Origin of the sequence: Aliidongia dinghuensis (assembly GCF_014643535.1) — a bacterium.
Lineage (GTDB): Bacteria > Pseudomonadota > Alphaproteobacteria > ATCC43930 > CGMCC-115725 > Aliidongia > Aliidongia dinghuensis.
Window position 1 is genome coordinate 172,683 of record NZ_BMJQ01000013.1, and the last position, 20,487, is coordinate 193,169.

Genomic DNA, 20,487 nt, shown 5'->3' on the forward strand with positions numbered 1-20,487 from the left:
CCGCCATGACCGCTCTCGCCCGGCCTGCCCGCCCCATCACCCTCTACGGCTTCCCACTGTCCGGCCACGCGCACCGCGTGGCGCTGTTCCTGTCGCTGCTCGGCCTGCCGCACGAGCAGATCACGGTCGATCTGCCGAACCGTGCGCAGAAGCAGCCGGCCTTCTTGGCGCTCAACCCGTTCGGCCAGGTGCCGGTCATCGACGACGACGGCACGATCGTCGCGGACTCGAACGCGATCCTGGTCTATCTCGCGACCCGCTACGGCGATGAGGGCTGGCTGCCGCGCGATCCGGTGCGCTTCGCCGAGGTGCAGCGCTGGCTCTCGGTCGCCGCCGGCCAGATCACTGCCGGCCCTTGCGCCGCCCGGCTCGTCACCGTGTTCGGCGCCCCGCTCGACCATGAGCGCGCGAGGACGATCGCGCACGATCTGTTCGCCATTATGAATGCGCATCTCGAAGGCCGGGCGTTCCTGGTCGGCGACCGGCCGACCATCGCCGATGTTGCCGGCTACAGCTATATTGCCCATGCGCCGGAGGGCGGCGTCTCGCTCGAGCCGTATCCGCACATCCGCGCCTGGCTCGCCCGGATCGCGGACCTGCCGGGCTTCGTCGTCATGCCGGCGAGCAAGGCCGGGCTCGCCGCCTGACCGCTCGCGGAGGATCACCCATGTCCGAGTCATTCGTGCCGCTTGACGGCTGGGGACGGGCCGAATCGCCGTTCCATGCCGGCGAGATCGCGATCCAGCGGCGCGCGGGCGTCGCGGACAAGATGGCGCCGCACGGACGCCGCGCCATCCGCTCCTTCATGCCGGAGCAGCACCGCCTCTTCTTCGCCCAGCTGCCGTTCCTGGTCGCGGGCACGGTCGACCGGACGGGGCAACCCTGGGCCACGATCCTCACCGGCCGGCCCGGCTTCGTCGCAACACCCGACGACCGGACGCTTACGATCGGCGCCCGGCCGCTGCCGGGTGATCCGGCCGCCGACGGCCTGGAGACCGAGGCCCCCATCGGCCTCCTCGGCATCGAACTGCCGACGCGCCGGCGCAACCGGGCGAACGGCGTGGTGACGGCGCTCGCTCCGGACGGCTTCACCGTCGCGGTCTGGCAGAGCTTCGGCAATTGCCCGAAATACATCCAGGCCCGCTTGCCGGAACCGGTCGAGCCGGGATCGGTCGCACCGCCTGAGGTCGCTGCCGAATTGAGCGAGCGGGATCGCGCGCTCATCGCCTCAGCCGACACGTTCTTCCTCGCGACCGCACACACGGCCGCGGAGGCAGGCTTCGCCGGCGGGGCCGACGTGTCGCACCGCGGCGGCAAGCCCGGCTTCGTCCGGGTCGATGGCAATCGGCTGACCGTGCCGGACTTCGTCGGCAATTTCCTGTTCAACACGCTCGGCAACCTGCTCGTCGAGCCGCGCACCGGCCTGTTGTTCCCCGATTTCGCAACCGGGGATCTGCTCTACCTGGCCGCGACCGGCGAGATGATTTGGGATGGGCCCGAGGTCGAGCGCTTCCAGGGGGCCGAGCGGCTCACGCGCTTCAATGTCACGCGCGTGGTCCGGCTGCCCGGCGCCCTGCCGTTCCGCTGGTCGGCGCCGAACTATTCGCCGGTGCTGGAGCGGACAGGCATCTGGTAACAAACGGGTGCAGCCACGCGTTCAAGCTGATATTTTTGCACTGCAAAATCACCGATTTCAGCAATTTTTTTAATGACCGAATAAGGTTTGACGCCGCAATCTTTCTGTCATGAAGCAGGCCCTTGAGAGCCTGGCCCGAGAAAGATTGCCCGAATGCCGCATCCGTTCTCTTCCCTCCTCGACCACGCCGGCCGGACGGCTGCTGTCCTGCTCGGCGCGGGAACGCTGCTGTGGCTGATGGGCAGCATCGAGATGCCGCGCGGACCGGCGGCAGCCGATCCGGCGCTACGTCACGAGACGGCGCTCCGAGCAACCGACGATCTGGACGCGTTGCGCGCGCGGATCGGCGCGCCGGACGACGCGTTCAGCCAAGCCCGCGCGGCGCTCGGCAGCGATATGATCGCGCTCCGCGAGATGGTCGCGTCGGCCGACGAGGCGACGATGCTGGGCGAGACGCTGGCGACGCTCGCCCGCTATCGGGCGGCCTGGACCGAGCTGCGCTTCGAGATCCGCTCGAACGATCAGGACGCGGCTCACCGGGCCCGCACCGTCGCGGCGTCGCTCGGCGGCGAGGCCGCGGCCGCTCTCGCCTCGTTCGGCCACGCGCTCGACGACGGCAATGCCGCGATCGAGCAGGCGCGCCTGTCGGCCGAGCGCGGCGATCGCTTCCGGCGCTCGGCCCTGGCGTTCGTCACGGCCGCTTGCCTGCTGCTCATCCTCGGATGCGGCCGACACCCGGTCGGCAATGTGCCGAACCGTCTGCTAGGCAGCCGTCTCGGCGATCCGCGATCGTAACCGGTCGAGCGAGACCGCGGGCAAGCAGCCGGCGGTGTCGAGGACAAACGGCACCGGCTCCCAAGCCTCGTACTTTCGGGCGAGCACTTGCTGCCAGGTTGGCGTGACCAACCCTGAGATGTCGGTCGTCCGCGTCTCGACCCGCCGACGGTGCTCCACGCGGTCGGAGCAGATCACCTCGATCTCGATCATCGCCGCATCCGTGCGTTCAGCGACCCGTCGCCAAGCTTGGCGCGTGATCGCGAGCGGATTGACCGCATCCACCACCACGACCCGGCCGAGACGCAGATTTTCCTCAGCGAGGGCGTAGGCGGCGAGATAGCCTGCCGGGCCAACGTCCACCGCCAACATTCCCGAATCGCGCAGCGCCTGCTCGATCGTGTCGACCCGCAGGTATGTCGCCTGGCGCTCCACCGCGATGGCGCGGGCCAGTGTCGTCTTGCCGGTGCCGGGCAGCCCGCCAAAGACGATCAGCATCAGATCACGGGATCAAAGATCCGCCGCCAGCGTCGCGCGGACCGCTTCCGGCACCAGCGCGATATGGCCGTAGTTCGGGTGGTCGAAGCCCAGGAGGATCTGGGCGCCGGGCGTGCGGAAGGCGTCGATCGCCGCCGGCGACAGCGGGAAATGGAAGAATTGCACCGAGGAAGCCTTGCCCTCGGGCGAGGTGTTCTCGCGATCGGGATCGGGAATGCCGCGAAGCTGCTCGCCGCCCGCCTGGAGGAAGGTCTTATGCTCGATGCCGCCGATCCGGTTAAGCTGGGTCGTCCGCCGGACCGGGTCGTCGATCTCGAACATCACGGTCGCGACCAGCTCGCCACCGGCAGGCACGAGCGGCCCGTAGGCCTCGATCTCGTCGGCGATCTGCGTCTCGCCGCCGTTCTCGATATAGAGCATCTCCAGGATCTGGTGCCGGATCGTGTCCCAGTTCTCGAAATAGAAGGTCGCGAACGGCCCGACCTCGACGCGGCGGTTCTGCTTCAGCGCGGCCATGCGCGCGCGCTGCTCCTTGCGGATCGGCAGATAATCGGCACGGTCGAGGATGTCGGCGCGCTCGATGCGGCGCCTCGGTTGGATCGTCATAAGCAATTCCTCTTCAGCCGGCGACGAGGCCGTAGGCGCGCGCGAACAGTTCGACCGGATGGGCGTGGGTCGGCAGCGGCGCGTCACCGGCCAGCTTTTCGATCCCTTGCAGGATGTGGGGTGCCGCGAGCGGGCATTCCGACGCGACGAACGGGTTCTCGTTGTTGATGGCCGAGCGCGCAACCGGCCGGCCGACCTTGAGCGCCACCTCGAAATTGCCCTCCATCACGCCCCACGAACCGCCGTGGCCGGAGCAGCGCTCGACCACGTCGATCTTGGTATCGGGGATGAGGCGCAGGAGCTCACTCGCCTTCTGCCCCATGTTCTGGGCACGGGCATGGCAGGCGATATGGACGGTGACGCCGCCAGGCAGTGCTGCAAGGCCGGGCGCCAGCCCCTCCTTCTTGGCGATCGCCACAATATATTCGCTGATGTCGCTCGTATGCTCGGCCAAGCGCTTCACGTCGGGGTCGTCGGGCAGGATGAGCGGCCACTCGAACTTCAGCATGAGCGCGCAGGACGGTACGAGCGCGATCACCTCGTAGCCCTCGTCGATATAGCGCTTCAAGGCCTGCGACACGGTGCGCGCGCGCTCCGCCACATCGGCGATGTTGCCGGCCTCGAGCTGTGGCATGCCGCAGCACGCCGGATATGCCACCTCCGTCTCGACGCCGTTGTGCGCGAGGATGGCGCGCGCGGCGAGGCCGATGCCGGGATCATGGAACTCGACGAAGCAGGTCGCATAGAGCACGGCCTTGCGCCCGAAGCCGGGAGCATTCCGGTTGACCTTGGGCGCGTCGAGCGCCTGCTGCTGAAAGGTCTGGACCGCGTATTTCGGCAGTTCCGCCTCACGGGCGACGCCGGCCATCGCCTGCAGCATCGGCCGGGTCACGGCATTGTTCCGGTCTGTTGCCCAGTTGGCGATGGGCGCCACGAGCGAGCCGAGCTTGCCGTTGCGGTCCGTGTGCGTCAGCGCCTGGGCGACCTTGTCCGTCTTGCCCTGGGCGAATTCGGCGGCGCGGTAACGCAGCATCAGATGCGGGAAGTCGAGGTTGAACTCGTGCGGCGGCACATAGGGGCACTTCGTCATGAAGCACAGGTCGCACAAGGTACAGGCGTCGACGACGGGCTTGTAATCCTTGGGATCGACCGCATCGAGCTCGCCCGTCGGCGAATTGTCCGCGAGATCGAACAGGCGCGGAAAGGAGTCGCACAGGTTGAAGCAGCGGCGGCAGCCATGGCAGATGTCGAAGATGCGATGCATCTCCTTCTCGATCGCCGCCATGTCGTAAAATTCGGGGTTCTGCCAATCGAGCGGATGGCGAACCGGCGCTTCCAGACTGCCTTCGGCCATAGGCCGTGCTCCCTCTTCCTGAAGGTTCCGTTCGAACGGGATCGGATCGGAAAGAAAAGCCGGCGGGCAGGCCCGCCGGCCCTGTACAGGGTCAGGCGTTCAGGGAATCGAGCGCCTTCTGGAACCGGCCGGCATGCGAACGCTCGGCCTTGGCGAGCGTCTCGAACCAGTCGGCGATCTCGTCGAAGCCTTCTTCGCGCGCGGTGCGCGCCATGCCCGGATACATATCGGTGTATTCGTGGGTCTCACCGGCGATGGCGGCGACCAGATTCTTGTCGGTCGAGCCGATCGGCTTGCCGGTCGCCGGGTCACCGACGGCCTCGAGGAACTCAAGATGGCCGTGCGCATGGCCGGTCTCGCCCTCGGCGGTCGAGCGGAACACGGCGGCGACATCGTTGAAGCCTTCGACGTCGGCCTTCTGCGCGAAATAGAGATAGCGACGATTGGCTTGGCTTTCGCCCGCGAACGCTTCCTTCAGATTGTCTTCGGTCTTGCTACCCGCAAGTTTGCTCATCAAGTGCCTCCCCAGGAGTGGATCACGAGGGTTGATCACGGCGGCGCGGGCGTGCTGCCCTAACGCCTTGGCAAATCATGTATCAGCCGTCGACAGCCCGTCAACCCGGCTTGGAATGATTCTAAAATGTCATTTCAAAGACGTCGGGCCAGCAGCTCCGGGCAGCCCTTGACCGAGGGCGAGCAGGACCGTCAAATGCGTTGCATCAGGGACTTGCCGCCGGGAGAGACGAACCTTGTCACCCCAAGATACCGATGATCGCCTCGCGACCATTCTCGGGCCCAATCTCGAGGCGGCGACGCAGCGGCTGATCGCCTATGTCGCGGTCGCCGCCGTCGTCGTGTCGCTCATCATCAGCCTCATCTAGCCTCGCGCGCAGCATCCTCGGCCCGCGCGCCAGGGCGCGCGCGCGGGCCGGGAACCCGGCCCGAATCCGGCTTGCCGCGTCGCTTGTGGATGACAAGGGTGATCTGATTCTCGATCACCACGATCCGCTTGTCCGCTTCGGCCGGCAGCGGGATCTTGGCGCCGATCGCCTGCATGATGATCGCAGCCGCCAGGTCAGCCTCGGAAATGTCGTGCTCGACGATCTCGCCGTCGATGGTCTCGACCGCGAGCGACACGGTGATCTTGTCCTCGTTGTGGACCGTGTAGCGGGCGATCTGGCCGACCGTGAGCGGCCGGCCCAGTTTCCGGTAGAAGCTCGCCAATGCCGCGACGACCTCCTGGTCATTGTAGAGCATCACCCGCATTTCGATTGGCATTGCCGTTCCCCGCGCTAACCCCTCGGCGAGTCTAGGCTGAGCGATGCATGGCCGACAAGCGTGCTGAGGATTCGCTTTGCCCTCGCCCGGCTGCTCGTTCATTCTTTCCAGTTCGTTCCACAAGCGTTCGCCGGACTGGTCATGGAGAAGCGCTTCCAGCGCCGAATCGAGGATTTCGTCTGCCTGCACTGCGGCCGGGCGGTCAGCGGCAACGGCTTCACCAACCATTGTCCCGCCTGCCTGTGGAGCCGGCACGTCGACGTCAACCCGGGTGACCGGGCGGCCGAATGCGGCGGCGCCATGCGGCCTGTCGGGCACGAGACGGTGCGCGGCCGCACGATGATCCTCCACCGCTGCGAGACCTGCGGCTTCGAGCGGCGCAACCAGCTGGCGAAGGACGACGACATGGCGGCGCTCATCCGTCTCGCCGGCGAGACCGCCGGCCAGCGCGTGCGCGGCCGCTGAGCGCCGCCGCCGACCGCCCATTGCCCCGGCCCATTGCCAAGGATCACTTAAGTTTCTGCAGCTAAGACCGGGCCAGCGCCAATTGGGGCGCGAATCGACCGGGCCCCATGCTGAAACCGCTCAAGCTCCGCACCTCCATCGTCCTGATCTTCGGCGGACTCGCGTTTCTGACGGTGGCGCTGGTCGCCTTGGTCGTGGGCAACGGTGCCCGTTCGCTCGCCGAACATGACGCCCGGCTGCGTCTCGAGGCCGCGGCGGTCACCATTCGCAACGAGCTCGATCAGGACCTGGCCGAGCGGTTCCGCGACATCCGCAACGGGGCGGCCCTGTCGCCGCTCTTCGCTGAAGGCAACACGCCAATCCGGCGGGCCTGGTTCGATCGCGTGCTCGCGACATATCCGGACTATGCCTGGCTGGGCTTCGCCGGTCTCGACGGCACGGTCGTGACCTCGGCCAATGGCGTGCTCGAGGGGCAGTCGGTCGTAGGCAGGCCCTGGTTCACGGAGGGGCTCAAGGCGCCGTTCATCGGCGACGTCCATGCCGCCCTGCTGCTCGAGCAACTGCTGCCCAACCCCTCGGGCGAACCGATGCGCTTTATCGATCTGGCCGCCCCGGTCGCGAACCCGTCGGGCCAGATCGTCGGCGTGCTGGGCGCTCATCTCAGCTGGCAATGGGCGCGTCGGCTCCAGCGCACCGTGCTGGCCTCGGCCGACGACGGCCGGCAAGGCATCGAGGCCTTCATCCTGGATCGCGGCGGCCGCGTTCTGCTGGGCCCCGAGGGGTTTCTCGACAAGCCGCTGGCGCTCCCGGGTCTCGCTCCGCCCGCGGCAAAGCCCGAGAGCGCGCTCGTTTCATGGCCGGACGCCGCGCCCTACCTGACGAGCAGCGTCGGCACCGAGGCACACGCCGACTTCCCGGGCCTCGGCTGGAGCGTGACGGTCCGCCAGCCGCGCAGCCTCGCCTTTGCCGAGGCGCAGGCGATCCAGCGCCGCGTGCTGTGGCTCAGTCTCGCCGCCGCGCTGCTGGCTGGCGGGATCGCCTGGCTGCTGGCCGACCGGCTCGCCCGGCCGCTGACACGCCTCAGCGAGGCAGCGCAACGCATCCGCAAGGGCGAGCCGGACGTGACGCTGCCCCGGCCCAGCGGCTATTTCGAGACCGCCTCCCTCGCCCGCTCGATCCACACCATGACGGCGACGCTGGAGCGCCAGCGCGGCGACCTCGCAGAGCTCAACGCCACGCTCGAAGCCCGGATCGCGCAACGCACCGCAGCGCTCAACCTGATGCAGGAGGTCGCGGCGGCGGCGAATGAAGCCCGCGACCTCGATGCTGCCGTTCGCTTCGGGCTTGCACGGTTGACCGCATTCCTCGGCTGGCCGGTCGGCCATGCCCACCGGATCATCACCGCACCGGACGGGCGCTTCGAATATGTCGCGACCGAGCTCTGGCAGCTCGGTGACACGCGACGGTTCGCGCCCTTCGTAGCCGCGACCCAGGAACTCGTGTTCGGCGAAGGCGACGGCCTGCCCGGCCGGGTCGTGGCCGAAGGCGCGCCGGTTTGGGTATCGGACGTCCGTATGCTGCCCGGCTTCCTGCGGCGGGCGGCAGCCGAGACCTGCGGCCTCGGCGCCGCGCTCGCCGTTCCCGTCAAGGTCGGCGACCGGATCGAGCTGATCCTGCAATGCTTCGCCGACCGGCCGCTCGAGGCGGATGCAGAGGGCCTGTCGGTCGCCCGTTTCGTCGGCCAGCAGCTGAGCCGCGTCGCCGAACGGCTCGCCGCCGCCGCGCACCTGGCCGAGCGCGAGGCACGCCTCTCGGCGGTCTACGACAGCGTCCTGGACGGCATCCTCACGATCGATCCGTCGGGCGCGATCGAGACCATGAACCGGGCGGCGGAACGCCTGTTCGGCCATCCGGCCGGCAGCCTCGTACAGCGGAACATGCGCCTGCTGCTGGCAGAGCCCTCCTCATTGGTCTCTGAAGAGGGCGAATTCGCGCTCGGTACCGTGCGGGAGCTCGAAGGCATCCGGGCCGACGGCTCGCGCTTCCCGATGGAGCTCGCCGTCACCGCCGCCGACGTCGACGATCGGCCGCTGCGGGTCGTCTCAGTCCGCGACATCAGCGAGCGCCGGGCGATCGAGCGTCTCAAGAACGAGTTCGTCTCGACCGTGAGCCACGAGCTCCGGACTCCGCTCACCTCGATCTCGGGCGCGCTCGCCCTCATGGCCAAAGGCACGGCGGGTGCGCTGCCCGACAAGGCGCAAAGCCTGGTCGCGATCGCGCGCTCGAACTGCGACCGGCTGGTCCGCCTCATCAACGACATCCTCGACCTGGAACGCATCGAGGCCGGCAGGCTGGTCTTCGAGTTCGGGCCGGTCGACCTGGTCGAGCTGCTCGACGATGCGGCGCGTGAGACCGCCGATTTCGCCCAGCAATACGACGTCACGCTGACGGTCGCGCGCTCGATGCCCGAGGCGATCGTCTGGGGCGACCGCCATCGGCTGATGCAGGTGGTCGGCAACCTTGTCTCCAACGCGATCAAATTCTCGCCCGCCGGCAGCACCGTGACGCTCGACACCGTGCGCGCCCACGGCCGGGTCAGAGTGGCTGTCATCGACGAGGGCCGCGGCATCCCCGACGCATTCAAGGCGACGATCTTCCAGAAATTCGCCCAGGCCGACGCCTCGGACAGCCGGCAGAAGGGCGGCACCGGCCTCGGCCTGTCGATCGTCAAGTCGATCGTCGAGCGCCACGGCGGCACTGTCGGGTTTTCCTCGCGGGTTCGCGCCGGCTCGATCTTCTGGTTCGAGCTGCCGGAACGGCTCGATACGTCAACAGCGGACGAGCCGTGGGATGTCGCCCCAAGCCCACGCGTCCTGGTGTGCGAGGACGACGAAGACGCCGGGCGCATCCTCGCCCTTCACCTGGAACGGGCCGGCTACGAGCCGGTCGTGACCCGGTCGGCGGCCGAGGCTCGCGACCGGCTGCGGCGGGGCGGCTTCGCCGCCATGACGCTCGACATCGGCCTGCCCGACGGGGACGGGCTCGCCCTGCTCCACGAGATCAAGGCCGATCCGGCGACCGCCGACATGCCGGTCGTCGTCGTGTCTGGCCGGCCCGAGGCCGGGCGCGACCGGCTCGGCATCGCCGACTGGCTCGAGAAGCCGGTCATCCCCGAACGGCTGATCGCCGCCCTCGACCAGGTCGTCGAGGAAGTCGAGCGGCCGGCCGTGCTGCATGTCGAAGACGACCCCGACATCGCGGGCCTGGTCGCGGCGACGCTCGGGGCGGGCACCAGCCTCACCTCGGTCGGCTCGCTTGCCGAAGCCCGCCGGGCGCTGGCGCAGGCCGAGTTCGACGTCGTCCTGCTCGACGTCGGCCTGCCGGACGGCTCGGGGCTGGAACTATTGGACACGCTGGACGTGTTGACTGATCGTCCCAAGCCTTCCGTCATCCTGTTCTCGGCGCAGGAGCTGCATCCCGATCGCCGGGACGAAATGGCGGCAGTGCTGGTAAAGTCCCAGGCCAATCTCGATCGCCTGGCGCAGATGATCGAGCAGGCCCTGTCCCGGCGGATGGTTGCGACCACCCGCTCAGCGAGTGGATGACGAGACGCCATGACTGAACCGCTGAAGCGCATCCTGCTGGTCGAAGACGATCCGGACGTTCAGACAATCGCATCCATGGCGCTCATCGACATCGGCGAGTTCGACCTCACCGTCTGCTCCTCGGGTCGCGAGGCGCTGGATCGGATCGGCCATATCCAGCCGCAGCTGGTCCTGCTCGACGTGATGATGCCCGACATGGACGGGCCGACGACGCTCGAAGCGCTGCGGCGCCTGCCGCTGACGCCGCAACCGCCGGTCGTCTTCATGACTGCCAAGGTCCAGCCCCAGGAGCAGCGGCGCTATCTCGACCTGGGCGCGGTCGACGTCATCGCGAAACCGTTCGATCCGGTGACGCTTGCGGACCAGCTGCACGCCGTCTGGGCGCGCCGGCTCAACGGCGTCGCTTAGGACTTGAGCTCGGCAGACTTGAGATCGTCAGACTTGAGATCCGCCAGAGCCGCTTGCGGATAAAGCTCGATCAGCCGATCGAACGACGCTCGCATGACGTCTGTCAGCCGGCGGACTGCATCTCCGAGCGCGTCGGCCGGCAGGTCCGCAATCTCGGCCTCGACAACACCCGCCGTCTCGCCCAGACGGACGAGGCCGATCGACCCGCTGCTGCCGGCGATCTGATGGGCGATTGCCCGGATCCGCGCCCGATCGGGCGCCTGTTCCAACGCCGTCAGGGTCGCGAGCTGCTCCACGCCGTGGGTCAGCTGAGCTGCCACCACCTTCGCGACCCGCTCGCGTCCCAGCCGCTGCTCGAGAATGCCGAGGATCGTCTGGTCCAAAATCCCATCGGTCATGGCGGTCATTCCTTGTCGAACCTGCGGCGACCGCCGGCCGGCGTGCGCATGCGCCACCGGCGACCCCGCGCGAGAAACCCGGGAATTACATTCAATCCAGACGATTAAGTTTTGTTGAATGCCGCCGGCGCGGCAAGAGGCTTATGAGCCGCTGCATGGGCTCACGTGCCGGCCGGCAGGCGGAACGGCAGCACGTTGCCGCCCTGGTCGCGCCCGAGCGCGCGCTCGACCGCGAGCGCAAGATCGACCCGCCGGAACGGCTTGCGCAGCGTGACGAGCGCGCCGTCGCTCTCGTCGATCAGCGCCGGATCGGCGAAGCCGGTGATCAGCAGCACGGCGATACCGGGCAGCCGCTTGCGGATCCGGCGCACGAGCTCGTGCCCGTTCATGCCCGGCATGGCGACGTCCGCGGCAACGATGTCGACCTCCAGCCCATCGTCGAGCCGGGCCAGCGCCTCGCTGCCGCTGCCGGCCTCGACCACGTCGCAGCCGAGCTCACCCAGCATGAGCCCCGTCACCTCGCGCACCGCCGGGTCGTCGTCGACCAGCAGCAACCGGATACCGGCAAGTTCGTTCTTGTCGGGCACGATCGGCTCGGCCGTCACCACCTCCGGCACCGTCTCGGCGCGTGGCAGATAGACGCGGATCGTCGTGCCCTTGCCGAGGACGCTGTCGATCTCGACGCCGCCGCCCGATTGCCGGACGACACCGTAGACCATCGAGAGGCCAAGGCCGCTGCCCTTGCCCACTTCCTTCGTGGTGAAGAACGGCTCGAAGGCGCGGGCCCGCACCTCCTCGCTCATGCCGCACCCGGTGTCGGACACGGTCAGGACCACATAGTCGCCGTTCTTGAGATCGGCCGACCCGCCGCCGCGATGGGTGAAGTTGCGCGTCTCGATCGACAGGCGGCCACCGACCGACATGGCGTCGCGCGCATTGATCGCCAGGTTCAGCAGCACGAGCTCGATCTGGCTTGGATCGACAAGGGCCGGCCACAGCCCGACGGCAAGCGCACGTTCGACGGTGACGGTCGGCCCAATGGACCGGGCCAGGAGGTCGCTCAAGCCATCGACCAGCCGGTTGATGTCGACCGGCTTCGGCTCGAGCCGCTGCTTGCGGGCGAACGCCAGCAGCTGGCTCACCAGCGTGGCGCCGCGCTCGGCCGCCCGGGCTGCCGTCTCGAGCGAGCGGGCGGCCGGATGGTTGCGCAGGCGCATCTGCGCCAGTTCGAGATTGCCGAGGATCGCGGTCAGGAGATTGTTGAAATCGTGTGCCACGCCGCTCGTCAGCTGGCCGATCGCCTCGATGCGCTGCACCTGCTCGAGCTTGGCCTCGGCCTCGCGCCGCTCGACGATCTCGGCCGACAGCAGCCGGTTCGCCTCGGCGAGCTCGGCGGTGCGCTCGCCGACGCGGCTCTCGAGCGTCTCGGTCAGGCGCTTCAGCGCCTCCTCCGCCTTGCGCCGTTCGGTGACGTCGGTCGCGGCCCCGATCCATTCGCGGATATGGCCGTCGGCGGCACGCACCGGCACCGCGCGCGCCGCGAAGTCGCGCCACGAGGCGCTGGGCGCGTGCCAGAGCCGGCCGACCGTCTCGAACACCACGCCGCGCGCGACCGAGCTGCGGAAGTCGGCGACCAGCGTCGCCCGGTCCTCGGGATGCACCATCTCGGCCCAGCGCAACCCCTCGTGCGCCGGCCAGGCCTGGCCGGTGAACGCCTGCCACGATGGCTGCGGCTCGGTGAAGCGGCCCTGAGCATCCGACGTCCAGACGATCGCCGTCGTGGCCGAGATGAGCGAGCGGTAGCGCTCCTCGCTGCGGCGGACCGCCGCTTCGGCCTCGTATTGCTCCCGCTCGCGCCGGTCGATCGCCTCGACCAGATCGTTGAACGCGACGCCCAGGCGGCCGAAGTCGGACGCCTGGTCCGGCAGGTCGACCCGCACCCGGTACTCGCCCCGGCTCCAGCGCCGCGCGGCCGCGAGCAGCGCGCCGATCGGCCGGCCGATCAGCACCCGCCCGATGAGCCAGGCGGCCAGCAGCGCCAGGACGATGTCGAGCGTCACCAGCAGCCCCGCACGCTGCGCCGCCCGGTCGAGCGTCGCGAAGGCGGCCGATTTCGGCAGGCCGACGCTCAGCCACAAGCCGTTAGGCGCGGTCTTGAGCGAGGCGACGCCGAGGATGCGGTCGATATGGTCGTCGTTGCTCGTCCATTCTGTCGTGGTCTCGCGCCCCGCCTGCAGGATGGCGAGCAGGGACGCCGTCGCCCGGCCGCCGACACTCATCCGGCGCGGCAGGCGGACGAGATAGACGCCGTTGCGATCGACAAGGCAGATCGAGGCGTCCGGCTCCAGCCCCTTCGCCGCGAAATAATCATTGAGCCAATCGAGACTGAGCGTGGCCACGAGCACGCCGCCGCGCCGCCCCGGCGCCCCGTCGAAGGCGATCGCGAGCGGCAGCACCGGCCGCGCGCCGAAGCTCAGGTCATAGCCGCCGATGGCGAAGGCGCCGCTGCGCAGTGCTGTCTGGAAATAGGGCTCCTCGGCGATCGAGAGCCCGTCCGGCAGCGTCCGGTCGGCGCAGACCGGCCGGCCCGACGGATCGAACACGGCAAAGGTCGAGATCTCGGGATATTGGGCGACCAGCCGGCCGAGCGAGGCCTTGCAGGCAGCCGGGTCGCCGCCGACGATCGTCCCGTCGTTGGTCAGCGCCACCAGCAGGTTGCGCACGCCGTCGAAGATACGGTCCGACTCGGCGGCCGCGAAACGCGTCAAGGTCAAGGCATGCCGATAGGTCTCGGCCCGGACCGAGGCCCTGAGGTCGTATTCGTTGTAGGCCTGGATGCCGACAGCCGGCAAGACGGCCAGAACGACCAGCAGGAACAGACGCGTCAGGAGGCTCAACAACTTCCTCTGGGGTGCGGCACTCTCGTCTGCCGTCCGACGGGAGGTGACGGCCGAGGGCTGGAACCCAATATGCTACGCGACCCCGGCGCACGGGGTCAGCGCTACCATAGCAGATTTCCCTAAATTACATCTTGTCCCGCGTGTCCGTCGGTCGTCGACGGATGTCCCCCGTTCTTCAAGCAACCGGATGGCCCGATGAACCTGCGTGATCTCGCCTATGCCGTCAGCCTGGCCGCCGACGGGCACTTCCGGCGTGCCGCCGAGCGTTGCAACGTAAGCCAGCCGACGCTGAGCGCGCAGATCGCGAAGCTCGAGGACGAGCTGGGCGTGCAGCTGTTCGAGCGCGGCCCGCGCGGCGCCACGCCGACGCTCAACGGCCGGGCGCTGCTGCATCAGGCGGCGGTCGTGCTGGACGCGGTCGAGCGGCTGAAGGAACTGGCGCGCGCCGCCCATGACCCGCTCGTCGGCCCGTTCCAGCTCGGCGTCATCCCGACGGTCGGTCCCTATCTCATGCCGCGGCTCCTGCCGCTGCTCAAGGCGAACTGGCCTGCCTTGAAGCTGCATCTGCGCGAGGACCGGACCGACCAGCTGGTCGAGCGCCTGCGCGACGGGGCACTCGACGCCGCCATCCTCTCCCTGCCGGTCGAGGCCGAGGATCTGCGCATGGAGCCGCTCTACGACGAGCGGATGCTGCTGGCGCTGCCCACCGGCCACCCGCTCGCCGCCAACGCGCGCGTTCGACACGAGGCGCTCTCGACCGCGTCGGTCATGCTGCTCGAGGATGGGCACTGCCTGCGCGACCAGACCATGGCCTTCTGCCGCACGTCCGGCCTCGGCGCCCAGAGCGACGTGCAGGCCGCGAGCCTCGAGACCCTGCGGCAGATGGTGATGGCCGGCATCGGGCTCGCCCTCGTGCCGGCGCTCGCGACTGAGCCGCCGTTCGGCCTCGGCCCGATGGCGGTCTACCGCCGGTTCGAGGACCCGGAGCCGCGCCGCACCCTCGTCCTCACCTGGCGCCGCAGCTTCCCCCGCGGCGACGCACTGCGCGGTCTCGCCAAGGCGCTTTCCGACGCCCTGGCGACAGACGCGAGCGCGTATTGACAGATCAACTGCCGCCGCGCGCTACCCTGCGCCGCCTCTAGCGGAACCGCGCCCGGAGCTCGTCGACCGCCTTGACCAGCACGCCGTTGTCGGTGCCGACCGCGACGAAGCGGAAGCCGGCGTCGAGCCATTTGCGCGCTTCGGCCTCGTTGCCCGTCAGATAGCCGGTCGGCTTGCCGGCGCGCTCGCAGGCGGCGAGCACGCGGGCGATCGTGTCCTGGACTTCGGGATTCTGCGGATTGCCCAGATGACCCAGCGATGCGGAGAGATCGGCCGGCCCGACGAACACGCCGTCGACGCCCGGCACGGCGGCAATCGCCTCGATATTCTCGACGCCCTTCATCGTCTCGATCTGCACCAGCACACAGATCTCGGCCCCCGCCGTCGTCACGTAGTCCTTGATGCGGCCGTAGCCTGCCGCCCGGCTGCCGGTCGACACGCCGCGGATGCCGTGGGGTGGATAGCGCGTCGCCGCCACCGCCCGCTCCGCCGCCTCCGCCGTCTCGACGAAGGGAATGAGCAGGCTCTGCACGCCCAGATCGAGGATGCGCTTGATCAGCACCGGATCGTTCCAGGCCGGGCGGACCACGGCCGACGCGGTGCCGCCTTGCATCGCCTGCAGCTGTGCCGCGATAGCCGGCGGCTCGTTCGGCGAATGCTCGGTATCGATCAGCACCCAGTCGTACCCGGCATGGGCGATGAGCTCGGCCACCGCGGCGCTGCCGAGCGTGCTCCACAGCCCGATCTGCCGTTCGCCCTGTGCCAGCGCCCGCTTGAAGCGATTTTCCGGAACCCTCATCGACCCGTCCTCTCGTTGTCGTCAGATCTTGTAGCCGATCCGGACGCCGCCCCAGTGCCGGCCTTGGACCATGATCGGGGCGGAGACATCCTTCATCAGCGCGAAAACGCCGCCACCCATGTCGCGGCGGTAGGTTTGCAGCAGGAACGGCCTGGTGTTGCGCCCGGCGGCAAGGCCGACCCGGTCGTTGAACAGGCGCCGGTTCCGGCAATGGGCCGCATTCCACACGGGATCGCTGCCCTGCGGCTGCGAGAATTTCCTGTTATGCGTCGGCAGGAAGCCGTTGCGGTCAACCGCGGCGCAGAACACGACGCGCGGGTCGAGGCCCAGCACCGGCTCCTGCACGTCGGGCAGCACCCGGTCGGTCAGCGCGATGAACCGCGTCATGAGCTGGGCAGGATTGGAGCCGGCGATCGGCTGGTACCGATCGTCGAACAGGTCGGAGAGTGTCACGCGCCCGTCGCGGATCGCCGCCTCGAACAGAGCCGCCGCCTGGGCCGCCGCCTCCTGCGCCGCCCGGATGAACGGCGTGTCGGTCGTCTCGATGCCGCTCGCCGCAGTGAGACCCACCAGGTTCTCGGAGATGCCGACCAGCTTGTTGAGCCGCTCGCGCGCTTGCTGCAGGCTGCCGCTCGTCTCCTTCACCCCATGGGCCAGCCCGTCCAGCACCTCGACGAACCGACCGACCCGGCGGTCGATCTGGCCCGCCGCCTCGGCAATGCGGGCAGTCTCGGCGTCGACCTCGCGGAAGGCCCGGTCGACGGTCAGGATCACGTGGCCGATGGTGCCGGTCTCGCCCTGCACGCCCTCGGCCCGGGCGATGCTGCGCGCGGCGTTCTCCAGCAGCTGGTTGGCCTTGGCCGTGAGATCGGCCAGCGTCTGGGCGATGACATTGGTCGCCTCGCTGGTCCGCTTGGCGAGCGCCTTCACCTCGGTCGCGACCACGGCAAAGCCCTTGCCCGCCTCGCCCGCGCGCGCTGCCTCGATCGTCGCGTTCAACGCCAGAAGATTGGTCTGCCGCGCGATCGCCTCGATATCGCCAGCGACGCGACCGACGGAGGCCAGCGACTGGCCGAGGGCCCCGGCGTCCGCCTTGATGGCGCCGATCGCCTCCAGGAGCGCCTCGATCGCGGACTGGGCGTTTTCCATGGCGCGGCGCGACGCCGTCATCTCCGCGGCCGAATTCTTCGTCACCTGCTCGGCGGTCGCGACCGCGGAGCCGATCTGGCGTGTCGCCGAGATCATCTCGCCGTTGGCTTCGTTCAGGCTGGCAAATGCCTGCGACTGGGCCTCGACGGTGCCGCTCACGCTGTCGACGACGCCGGCGATGTCCGCCACCTCGAGCCCGACGGCGCCGGCGGCATCGGCCACATCGCGGATGAATTTCACCCCGTCCTTGTCTCCGTCCATCGGCGCCCCTGCCCTGCTGAAGTTGCTGTCGCTTGTCGCGATCTCGGCTCGTTCGACCGGGCCGCGCCCGATCGAACGGCAGCTTACCCGATTGGATCGGAAAGGCTACTGGCGGCACGCTCCCAATAGGGCGGCGCGCCGAATGTCGCACGCAGATGGTCGGCGAGCGCGCGCAGTTTCGCCGAGGTCCGGCGGCCTTCGGGATGGGCCATGAAGACGAACTCGTCCTCGCTCGGCGCATCGACCTCGATGGGCACGAGTTGGCCGGCCGCGATCGCTTCGCCGACGATGAACATCGGCATGAGCGCGATGCCGAGACCGGCAATCGCCGCATCGCGCATCACGTCACCGTTGTTGACGCGGAGCCCCACGCGCGCCCGCACCATCACGGTGTCCGCCTCACGCCGGAAGCGCCAGTCGGCGACGCCGCGGTTCGTGTAGAAGATGCCGCGGTGCCGCTCCAGATCGGCGACCGTCTCGGGCGTGCCATGACGGGCAAGATAATCGGCGGACGCGACGAGCACCCGGCGGCTGGGTGCCAGCCGCCAGGCCATCAGGCGCGAATCGACGATCGGCCCGTGCCGGATCACCGCGTCGTAGCCGTCGGCAGCGGCATCGACCCGCCGGTCGTCCAGGTCCAGGGTCAGCTCAATCTGCGAATGGCGCTCGAGAAACGGATAGAGCGCCGGGCCGAGGTGCATGCGGCCGAACGTCACCGGCGCCGAGAGACGCAAGGGGCCGGCGAGCGTGCCGCGGCGCTGGGCCAAGTCCGCCGTCGCGTCCTCGATCTCGCGCAGGATTCGGGCCGCCCGCTCGAGGAAGGCGGCGCCGTCCTCGGTCAGCGACAGCTTGCGGGTCGTCCGGTGCAGCAGGCTCGCACCCACGCTGCGCTCAAGCTCGGCCAGGCGCTCGCTCACCACCGATTTCGACAGGCTGAGGCGCCGCGCGGCTTCGCTGATCGAGCGGGCCTCGGCGACGGCCACGAAGGCCGCGATGCCATCGAGCTTCATCGTTCGGCAATCCCGGAAAGCAGTTTCATGAACTGCAGCCTAATCCGAACGAGCCGTGGACGCCATGTTTGGGTGGTCGGACGGCCGAACGTCGGCGTCCAGCCAAGTTGGAAAGGCTTCCATCATGTCACGTCTCAAGGGCAAGCGCGCACTCGTCACCGGCGGCACCAGCGGCATCGGCCTCGAAGCCGCCCGCCAGTTTCTGGCCGAGGGTGCCAGCGTCGCGATCACCGGCTCCAACCCGCAGACGCTCGAGGCGGCCCGTGCGGCCCTCGGCGGCGATGTCGTCGCTATCCAGGCCGACGCCGGCGACGTCGCTCAGCAGCACAAGGTGGCTGCGGCCGTGCGCGAGGCGTTCGGCGGGCTCGACGTCCTGTTCGTCAATGCCGGCATCGGCGATTTCCGCCCGGTCGAGGCCTGGGACGAGGCGGGCTTCGACCGCTCGGTCGCGGTCAACGTCAAGGGCCCCTACTTCCTGATCCAGGCGCTGCTGCCGCTGTTCGCGAAGCCCGCTTCGATCGTGCTCAACACGTCGATCAACGCGCATATCGGCATGCCGAATTCGAGCGTCTACGCGCTGACCAAGGCGGCGCTCATCTCGCTCGCCCGCACGCTCTCGGGCGAACTCATCGCGCGCGGCATCCGCGTCAATGCGGTGAGCCCCGGCCCGATCGCGACGCCGCTCCACGGCAAGATCGGCATGACCGACGCCGATATCGCCGGTCTGGTCGGCCAGATTCCGGCCGGCCGTCGCGGCGATGTCAGCGAGATCGCCCGCGCCGTCGTGTTCTTCGCCTCCGACGAATCGGCCTTCACGGTCGGCAGCGAGCTCGTCATCGACGGCGGCATGAGCACGCTCTGACCCATTCCCGGCGCGCGGGACGGCCGGCTGATTTTGGTTTTGCCGACCCGTGCGGCGCGTGTATCGTCAGGCCGGATGCTAGTTCCGGACTGCCCGACGTAGCCACCGACCAGGTTCGCGTGCTGACGACAACTCCGACAACGACCCATTCGTCATCAAACGTCGCGTCATGACGATGCGGCGGCGACTCTGAAAGGAAGCCTCACCATGGCTACTGGAACCGTAAAGTGGTTCAACCCGACCAAAGGCTATGGCTTTATCGCCCCGTCCGATGGCAAGGCTGACGTCTTCGTCCATATTTCGGCCGTCGAGCGCGCCGGCCTCTCGACCCTCAAGGAAAACCAGACCGTCGAGTTCGAGCTTGAGCGCGGCGCCAACGGCCGCACCTCGGCCGTCAATCTGAAGGTCGGCTGAGCCTCGACCGCGCCCGAGCCGCCTACCAGATCTAGATCATGGCGAGCGGTTCGGGCCCCCTGGGCGCTGGAAACAGGCGGTCGAGCGCCGCCAGCGCCGCCGGTTCAATCTCAAGATCCAGCGCCGCGCGGTTCTGCCGGACATGCTCCGGCCGGACCGCCTTCGGAATTGCCGCCACATTGCCCTGCCGCAGGACCCAGGCGAGCGCGAGCATCGCCGCGGAGACACCAAGCTCGTCCGCCAGCCGGTGCAGTTCGCGATTGGCCGCAAGATCGCCCTGCTCGATCGGTGAATAGGCCATGACCGAGACGCCCTGGGCGCGGCACCAGGGCAAGAGATCCCATTCGACGCCGCGTCGGCCGAGATTATAGAGCACCTGGTTGGTCGCGGCCCGGCCGCCGGCCGCGACCCACTCGGCCATGTCGCCGGCATCGAAATTGCTGACGCCGTAGTGGCGGATCTTGCCGGCGGCGACCAGCGCCTCCATCGCCTCGACCGTCTCGGCGAGCGGCACCGAGCCGCGCCAATGCAGCAGATAGACGTCGATCCGGTCGGTGCCGAGCCGGCGCAGGCTGCGCTCGCAGGCGGCGATCGTGCCCCGGCGTGTCGCGTTGTGCGGATAGACCTTGCTGACCACCGTCACCTGGTCGCGCCGGCCGGCGATCGCCTCGCCCACGACCTGCTCGGCGCCGCCGTCGCCATACATCTCTGCCGTGTCGATGAGGTCGAGCCCCAGATCAAGGCCGAGCCTGAGGGCCGCCACCTCGTCATCCTTGCGCGCGGCCCGCTCGCCCATGTGCCAGGTGCCCTGGCCGATCGCCCGGACAGACAATCCCGGTGCCAGTTCAATCCGCTTCGTGTCCACCACCATCCTGGGCTCCCCTTCGGCTCGGCGTTCCATCAGATCACAAGATAAGGGCGCAACCTCCGGATGGAAGTCGCGCCCTTGGAGGAACGCCCGATGACGGA

21 protein-coding genes are annotated in these 20,487 nt (G+C 68.8%); 10 read left to right on the forward strand and 11 right to left on the reverse strand.

Going from position 1 to position 20,487, the window contains the following annotated elements:
• The first annotated feature begins 5 nt into the window (after positions 1 to 5).
• The 3 genes from IEY58_RS23615 (at position 6) to IEY58_RS23625 (ending at position 2,431) form a co-directional block, all read left to right on the forward strand.
• Positions 6 to 647, forward strand: coding sequence for a glutathione S-transferase family protein (locus IEY58_RS23615; RefSeq protein WP_189050383.1), 642 nt, complete (start codon positions 6 to 8; stop codon positions 645 to 647).
• A 20-nt stretch (positions 648 to 667) separates the two neighbouring features.
• The gene (locus tag IEY58_RS23620) at positions 668 to 1,636 is read left to right on the forward strand and encodes a pyridoxamine 5'-phosphate oxidase family protein (protein ID WP_189050385.1); all 969 of its coding nucleotides are present in this window, start codon (positions 668 to 670) and stop codon (positions 1,634 to 1,636) included.
• Between the two features lie 153 nt (positions 1,637 to 1,789).
• Complete coding sequence (locus IEY58_RS23625) at positions 1,790 to 2,431, forward strand: hypothetical protein (protein WP_189050387.1); 642 nt, start codon at positions 1,790 to 1,792, stop codon at positions 2,429 to 2,431.
• On the opposite strand, the gene IEY58_RS23630 is transcribed toward IEY58_RS23625, so the two are convergent.
• The 4 genes from IEY58_RS23630 to IEY58_RS23645 form a co-directional block, all read right to left on the reverse strand.
• Positions 2,399 to 2,908: an AAA family ATPase gene (locus tag IEY58_RS23630; protein ID WP_189050389.1), complete on the reverse strand. Its 510-nt coding sequence runs from the start codon at positions 2,906 to 2,908 to the stop codon at positions 2,399 to 2,401. The genes IEY58_RS23625 and IEY58_RS23630 overlap by 33 nt on opposite strands.
• Positions 2,909 to 2,920: 12 nt before the next feature.
• Complete coding sequence (locus IEY58_RS23635; protein WP_189050391.1) at positions 2,921 to 3,514, reverse strand: DUF3501 family protein; 594 nt, start codon at positions 3,512 to 3,514, stop codon at positions 2,921 to 2,923.
• 13 nt (positions 3,515 to 3,527) lie between these two features.
• On the reverse strand, positions 3,528 to 4,868 hold the full coding sequence (locus IEY58_RS23640) for a heterodisulfide reductase-related iron-sulfur binding cluster (protein ID WP_189050393.1): 1,341 nt from the start codon (positions 4,866 to 4,868) through the stop codon (positions 3,528 to 3,530).
• A 91-nt stretch (positions 4,869 to 4,959) separates the two neighbouring features.
• The gene (locus tag IEY58_RS23645) at positions 4,960 to 5,382 is read right to left on the reverse strand and encodes a rubrerythrin family protein (RefSeq protein WP_189050395.1); all 423 of its coding nucleotides are present in this window, start codon (positions 5,380 to 5,382) and stop codon (positions 4,960 to 4,962) included.
• Between the two features lie 235 nt (positions 5,383 to 5,617).
• On the opposite strand from IEY58_RS23645, the gene IEY58_RS34680 reads away from it, so the two are divergent.
• The gene (locus IEY58_RS34680; protein WP_268237593.1) at positions 5,618 to 5,749 is read left to right on the forward strand and encodes a hypothetical protein; all 132 of its coding nucleotides are present in this window, start codon (positions 5,618 to 5,620) and stop codon (positions 5,747 to 5,749) included.
• Here the strand turns inward: IEY58_RS34680 and IEY58_RS23650 are convergent.
• Positions 5,742 to 6,146 (reverse strand): hypothetical protein, encoded by a 405-nt coding sequence (locus IEY58_RS23650; protein ID WP_189050397.1) that lies wholly within the window; start codon positions 6,144 to 6,146, stop codon positions 5,742 to 5,744. The genes IEY58_RS34680 and IEY58_RS23650 overlap by 8 nt on opposite strands.
• 60 nt (positions 6,147 to 6,206) lie before the next feature.
• On the opposite strand from IEY58_RS23650, the gene IEY58_RS23655 reads away from it, so the two are divergent.
• The 3 genes from IEY58_RS23655 to IEY58_RS23665 all read left to right on the forward strand — a co-directional run bounded on the left by IEY58_RS23655 (position 6,207) and on the right by IEY58_RS23665 (position 10,624).
• Positions 6,207 to 6,611 (forward strand): RNHCP domain-containing protein, encoded by a 405-nt coding sequence (locus tag IEY58_RS23655; RefSeq protein ID WP_229743910.1) that lies wholly within the window; start codon positions 6,207 to 6,209, stop codon positions 6,609 to 6,611.
• Between the two features lie 107 nt (positions 6,612 to 6,718).
• A complete protein-coding gene (locus tag IEY58_RS23660; RefSeq protein ID WP_189050399.1) occupies positions 6,719 to 10,216 on the forward strand; it encodes an ATP-binding protein in 3,498 nt (1,165 codons plus the stop codon).
• Between the two features lie 9 nt (positions 10,217 to 10,225).
• The gene (locus IEY58_RS23665; RefSeq protein ID WP_189050401.1) at positions 10,226 to 10,624 is read left to right on the forward strand and encodes a response regulator; all 399 of its coding nucleotides are present in this window, start codon (positions 10,226 to 10,228) and stop codon (positions 10,622 to 10,624) included.
• Here IEY58_RS23665 and IEY58_RS23670 read toward each other — a convergent pair.
• Together IEY58_RS23670 and IEY58_RS23675 are read right to left on the reverse strand one after the other, a co-directional pair.
• Positions 10,621 to 11,022, reverse strand: a complete 402-nt coding sequence (locus IEY58_RS23670) for an Hpt domain-containing protein (RefSeq protein ID WP_189050403.1) — start codon at positions 11,020 to 11,022, stop codon at positions 10,621 to 10,623. The genes IEY58_RS23665 and IEY58_RS23670 overlap by 4 nt on opposite strands.
• Before the next feature lie 161 nt (positions 11,023 to 11,183).
• On the reverse strand, positions 11,184 to 13,919 hold the full coding sequence (locus IEY58_RS23675) for an ATP-binding protein (protein ID WP_189050405.1): 2,736 nt from the start codon (positions 13,917 to 13,919) through the stop codon (positions 11,184 to 11,186).
• Positions 13,920 to 14,117: 198 nt separating this feature from the next.
• Here IEY58_RS23675 and IEY58_RS23680 point away from each other — a divergent pair, with 198 nt between their 5' ends.
• Entirely contained in the window at positions 14,118 to 15,023 is a 906-nt protein-coding gene (locus IEY58_RS23680) for a LysR substrate-binding domain-containing protein (protein WP_189050407.1), read from the forward strand.
• 37 nt (positions 15,024 to 15,060) lie between these two features.
• Here the strand turns inward: IEY58_RS23680 and IEY58_RS23685 are convergent, their stop codons facing one another.
• From IEY58_RS23685 to IEY58_RS23695, 3 genes are all read right to left on the reverse strand, one after another.
• Positions 15,061 to 15,822, reverse strand: coding sequence for an HpcH/HpaI aldolase family protein (locus tag IEY58_RS23685; protein WP_189050409.1), 762 nt, complete (start codon positions 15,820 to 15,822; stop codon positions 15,061 to 15,063).
• Between the two features lie 21 nt (positions 15,823 to 15,843).
• A complete protein-coding gene (locus IEY58_RS23690; protein WP_189050411.1) occupies positions 15,844 to 17,232 on the reverse strand; it encodes a methyl-accepting chemotaxis protein in 1,389 nt (462 codons plus the stop codon).
• An 83-nt stretch (positions 17,233 to 17,315) separates the two neighbouring features.
• Entirely contained in the window at positions 17,316 to 18,242 is a 927-nt protein-coding gene (locus IEY58_RS23695; protein ID WP_189050413.1) for a LysR family transcriptional regulator, read from the reverse strand.
• A 124-nt stretch (positions 18,243 to 18,366) separates the two neighbouring features.
• Here IEY58_RS23695 and IEY58_RS23700 point away from each other — a divergent pair, with 124 nt between their 5' ends.
• Positions 18,367 to 19,104, forward strand: coding sequence for an SDR family oxidoreductase (locus IEY58_RS23700; RefSeq protein WP_189050415.1), 738 nt, complete (start codon positions 18,367 to 18,369; stop codon positions 19,102 to 19,104).
• 207 nt (positions 19,105 to 19,311) lie between these two features.
• Positions 19,312 to 19,518, forward strand: a complete 207-nt coding sequence (locus tag IEY58_RS23705; RefSeq protein WP_189050417.1) for a cold-shock protein — start codon at positions 19,312 to 19,314, stop codon at positions 19,516 to 19,518.
• A 31-nt stretch (positions 19,519 to 19,549) separates the two neighbouring features.
• Here IEY58_RS23705 and IEY58_RS23710 read toward each other — a convergent pair whose 3' ends face one another.
• On the reverse strand, positions 19,550 to 20,389 hold the full coding sequence (locus IEY58_RS23710) for an aldo/keto reductase (protein WP_308422450.1): 840 nt from the start codon (positions 20,387 to 20,389) through the stop codon (positions 19,550 to 19,552).
• Between the last annotated feature and the right edge of the window lie 98 nt (positions 20,390 to 20,487).